At 59.8% G+C, this 3,408-nt stretch carries 3 protein-coding genes; all 3 read right to left on the bottom strand.

Features of this window, described 5'->3' with window-relative positions; genetic code table 11:
• A partial coding sequence (locus A3754_RS25080; RefSeq protein WP_063521650.1) for a lyase family protein occupies window positions 1-1,330 on the bottom strand: 1,330 nt, incomplete at its 3' end.
• 295 nt (window positions 1,331-1,625) lie between these two features.
• Window positions 1,626-2,996, bottom strand: a complete 1,371-nt coding sequence (mnmE, locus tag A3754_RS25075) for a tRNA uridine-5-carboxymethylaminomethyl(34) synthesis GTPase MnmE (protein ID WP_063521649.1) — start codon at window positions 2,994-2,996, stop codon at window positions 1,626-1,628.
• A 107-nt stretch (window positions 2,997-3,103) separates the two neighbouring features.
• A partial coding sequence (gene yidC / locus A3754_RS25070) for a membrane protein insertase YidC (protein WP_156497224.1) occupies window positions 3,104-3,408 on the bottom strand: 305 nt, incomplete at its 5' end.

Raw genomic sequence — 3,408 nt, 5'->3', positions numbered from 1 at the left:
CCTGCCGGGACAGGCCGGACTGTTCTTCCGCCACATCCAGCACCGCCCTGCCGCTGGCAAACGCTTCCTTGGCAATCTTCGCGGCTTTTTCGTAACCGATCACCGGGTTCAGGGCCGTGACCAGAATGGGGTTCTTGCCCACCCCTTCAGCCAGGCGCGCTTCATTGAAGGTCATCCCCTTGATGGCCCGCTCAGCCAGATTGGTACAGCTATTGGCCAGCCACTCGGTCATATCCAGCAGGTTGCTGGCCACCAGCGGTAACATCACATTGAGCTGGAAGTTACCGCTCTGAGCGGCAATGCCATTGGCCTGATCCAGCCCCATGACCTGGGTTGCCACCATGGTGGCGGACTCGCAAATCACCGGATTCACCTTGCCCGGCATGATCGACGAACCCGGCTGGGTGGCCGGCAGCTGCACCTCACCCAGCCCATGGATCGGCCCGGAATTCATCCAGCGCAAGTCGTTGCTGATTTTCATCAGTACCACCGCCAGCCCGCGCAGGGTGGCGGACAGGTTGAGGGGAGCATCCAACGCACTCTGGGCGACAAAGGGGTGTGGCAGGGATTTGAAGGCCAGCCCGGTTTCATCCGCCAATTGCGCAGCAAAGGTACTGCCGAAATCCGGATGGGCATTAATGCCGCTACCTACCGCTGTGCCTCCTTGGGGTATTGCCAACAGCTCATCGCGGGCTCGCGCCACACGACCACAGGCATCCTGCAATTGCATGGCCCAGGTCTGCAGCTCCTGCTCCACGGTCACCGGCATGGCATCCATCAGGTGGGTGCGCCCGGTTTTCACCGTCTCCCGGTGCTCTCTGGCGCGCAAACCCAGCTCGGCAATCAACTGCTCAAGCGCGGGGATCAGGTGCTCAGTGACGGCCAAGGCCGCAGACACATGAATGGCGGTGGGTATGGTGTCGTTACTGCTCTGGCCCAGGTTCACATCGTCATTGGGGTGAATCGCGGCACCGGCTTCCTCGCACAGATGCGCAACCACCTCATTGACGTTCATGTTGGTGCTGGTGCCGGAACCAGTCTGGAAAATATCCACCGGAAACTGGTCCAGGTGATGCCCCTCCAGCAGATCGTTACAGGCACCGACAATGGCCACGGCCTTGTCCGCCGATAGCGTTTCAAGCTGCCGGTTGGTTTCCGCCGCACACCGTTTGATACGGACCACCGCCTGAATAAAGCGGGCCGGCAACTGGCGACCACTGACAGGAAAGTTATCCACCGCACGCTGAGTCTGAGCGCCCCAGCGGGCCGTGACAGGGACCTGAATATCGCCGAGGGAATCGGTTTCGGTGCGGGTGTCGTGGGTTGCCATGGCCAGCCTCCTGCCTGAGAAAAATAACACTGTGCATCATCATGGCATGCCAACAGCCACGTTGCATTTCAAGGCTGTGGAAAACGGGAGTCGTCCTTTAGAGTCAAACTTGCCCACACGGGTATTAATCACAGCAGGGCTACCGGCTAATGCTATTACGTCGTCCATAACAGCAACACTGAGAGCAAAGCCACCAGGCAAAGCTGTTGGCAAACGGTTTGGGTAGCACTAGCGTGAATACCGAGAATCGCACCGTAAGCGGCGCCCCTGCATAGAGAATAGAGAATCTGGCCACTTACTTGCCGATGCAGAACGAGGAGAATATTCGCCCCAGCAGATCATCGGCGGTAAAGGCACCGGTGATTTCTTCCAGTGCTTTTTGGGCGGCTCGCAGGTCTTCGGCCAGCAGCTCGCCGGCAGCATGGCCATGCAATTGCCGCACTCCACTATCCAGTGCCGCCAAGGCCTGTTCCAGCGCCGTGATATGGCGGCGGCGGGCGGAAAAGCGACTTTGCCCTTCCCCTTGATAGCCGGCAGCGGCTTTCAAGTGATTACGCAACGCCTGCAGCCCTTCGCCGCTGGCGGCGGAAATCACAAAGGCACCATCATCGCGCTTTCCGGGGGAGATCCCGGACAAGTCGGCCTTGTTGAGTACCACGGTGACGGGCAGGTCCAGGTTTTCCAGCTGTTGCTGGCTTTGCGGCAGCAAGGTGTGGATATCATTGATATCCACCTCGCTATCGCGGGAATCCACCATCACCAACAAACGGTCGGCCTTGCGCATTTCCGCGTAGGCGCGGCGAATTCCTTCCTGCTCCACCACATCCGCGCTATCGCGCAGGCCTGCCGTGTCGATTAAGTTCAGCGGCATGCCGTCCAGCTGGATGGATTCGCGCAACACGTCCCGGGTGGTGCCGGCAATATCGGTGACGATAGCCGCATCGAAACCGGCCAGAGCATTCATCAGTGACGACTTCCCGGCATTGGGTTTGCCGGCGATCACCAGGGTCATGCCTTCGCGCACCAATCGGCCCTGGTTGGCTTCGTCCAGCACCCGCAGGCACTGGTGACGCACCGCAGTCAGATCACTGGCCACCTTGCCGTCGGACAGGAAGTCGATTTCCTCTTCCGGGAAGTCGATGGCCGCTTCCACATAGATGCGCAGCCCAATCAGCGCCTCCACCAGCTGGTTTACTTCGTCGGAAAACACCCCTTGCAGGGAGTGCAGCGCGGCGCGCGCCGAGGCGCTGGTGCCGGCATCAATCAAGTCGGCGATGGCTTCTGCCTGGGTCAGGTCCATCTTGTCGTTGAGGAAGGCGCGCTGGGAGAATTCACCGGCGCGGGCCTGACGAGCGCCAGCAGCAATGCAGGCGGCCACCAGCATGTCCAGGATCACCGGGCCGCCATGGCCCTGAAGTTCCGCCACATCTTCCCCGGTAAAGGAATGCGGGGCCGGAAAGGTGATGACCAGGCCCTCGTCGAGAACCTCCCCTTCCTGATCACGAAAACGTCGAAAGTGCGCCACTCGCGGTAAAAGTGATTGCTCACCAACAATAAGTGACGCAATGCTCAGCGCCTGCGGACCGGAAAGACGTACCACACCTACGCCACCCCGGCCGGGAGCGGTGGCGATAGCAACAATGGTATCCGGGGAAGAGGTCTGCATAAGAGGATTATAGAGAGCGCCTGACGCCTTATGCCAGATGCCGGACAGAAAAGAAAAAAGCCGATCTTGCGATCGGCTTGATTCTGTCTTGCGGCCAGCGTGGTGCGTCAGGCCTCATTCTCAATCTTGCGGGTAATGATCCACTGCTGGGCAATGGACAGGATGTTGTTGGTCAGCCAGTACAGTACCAGACCGGCCGGGAACCACAGCATGAACACCGCAAAGATCATCGGCATCCACTTCATTACCTGGGCCTGGGTCGGGTCCGCCGGTGTCGGGTTCAGGCGGGTCTGCAGGAACATGGACGCGCCCATCAGGATCGGCAGTACAAAGTACGGGTCCATCACAGACAGGTCGTTGATCCACAGGAAGAACGGCGCCTGGCGCAGCTCAACGGATTCCAGCAGCACAT

The sequence above is a fragment of the Alcanivorax sp. HI0083 genome, assembly GCF_001635175.1.
The sequence above is the reverse complement of the archived record's forward strand: the minus strand, read 5'-3'. Positions and strand labels throughout refer to the sequence as shown.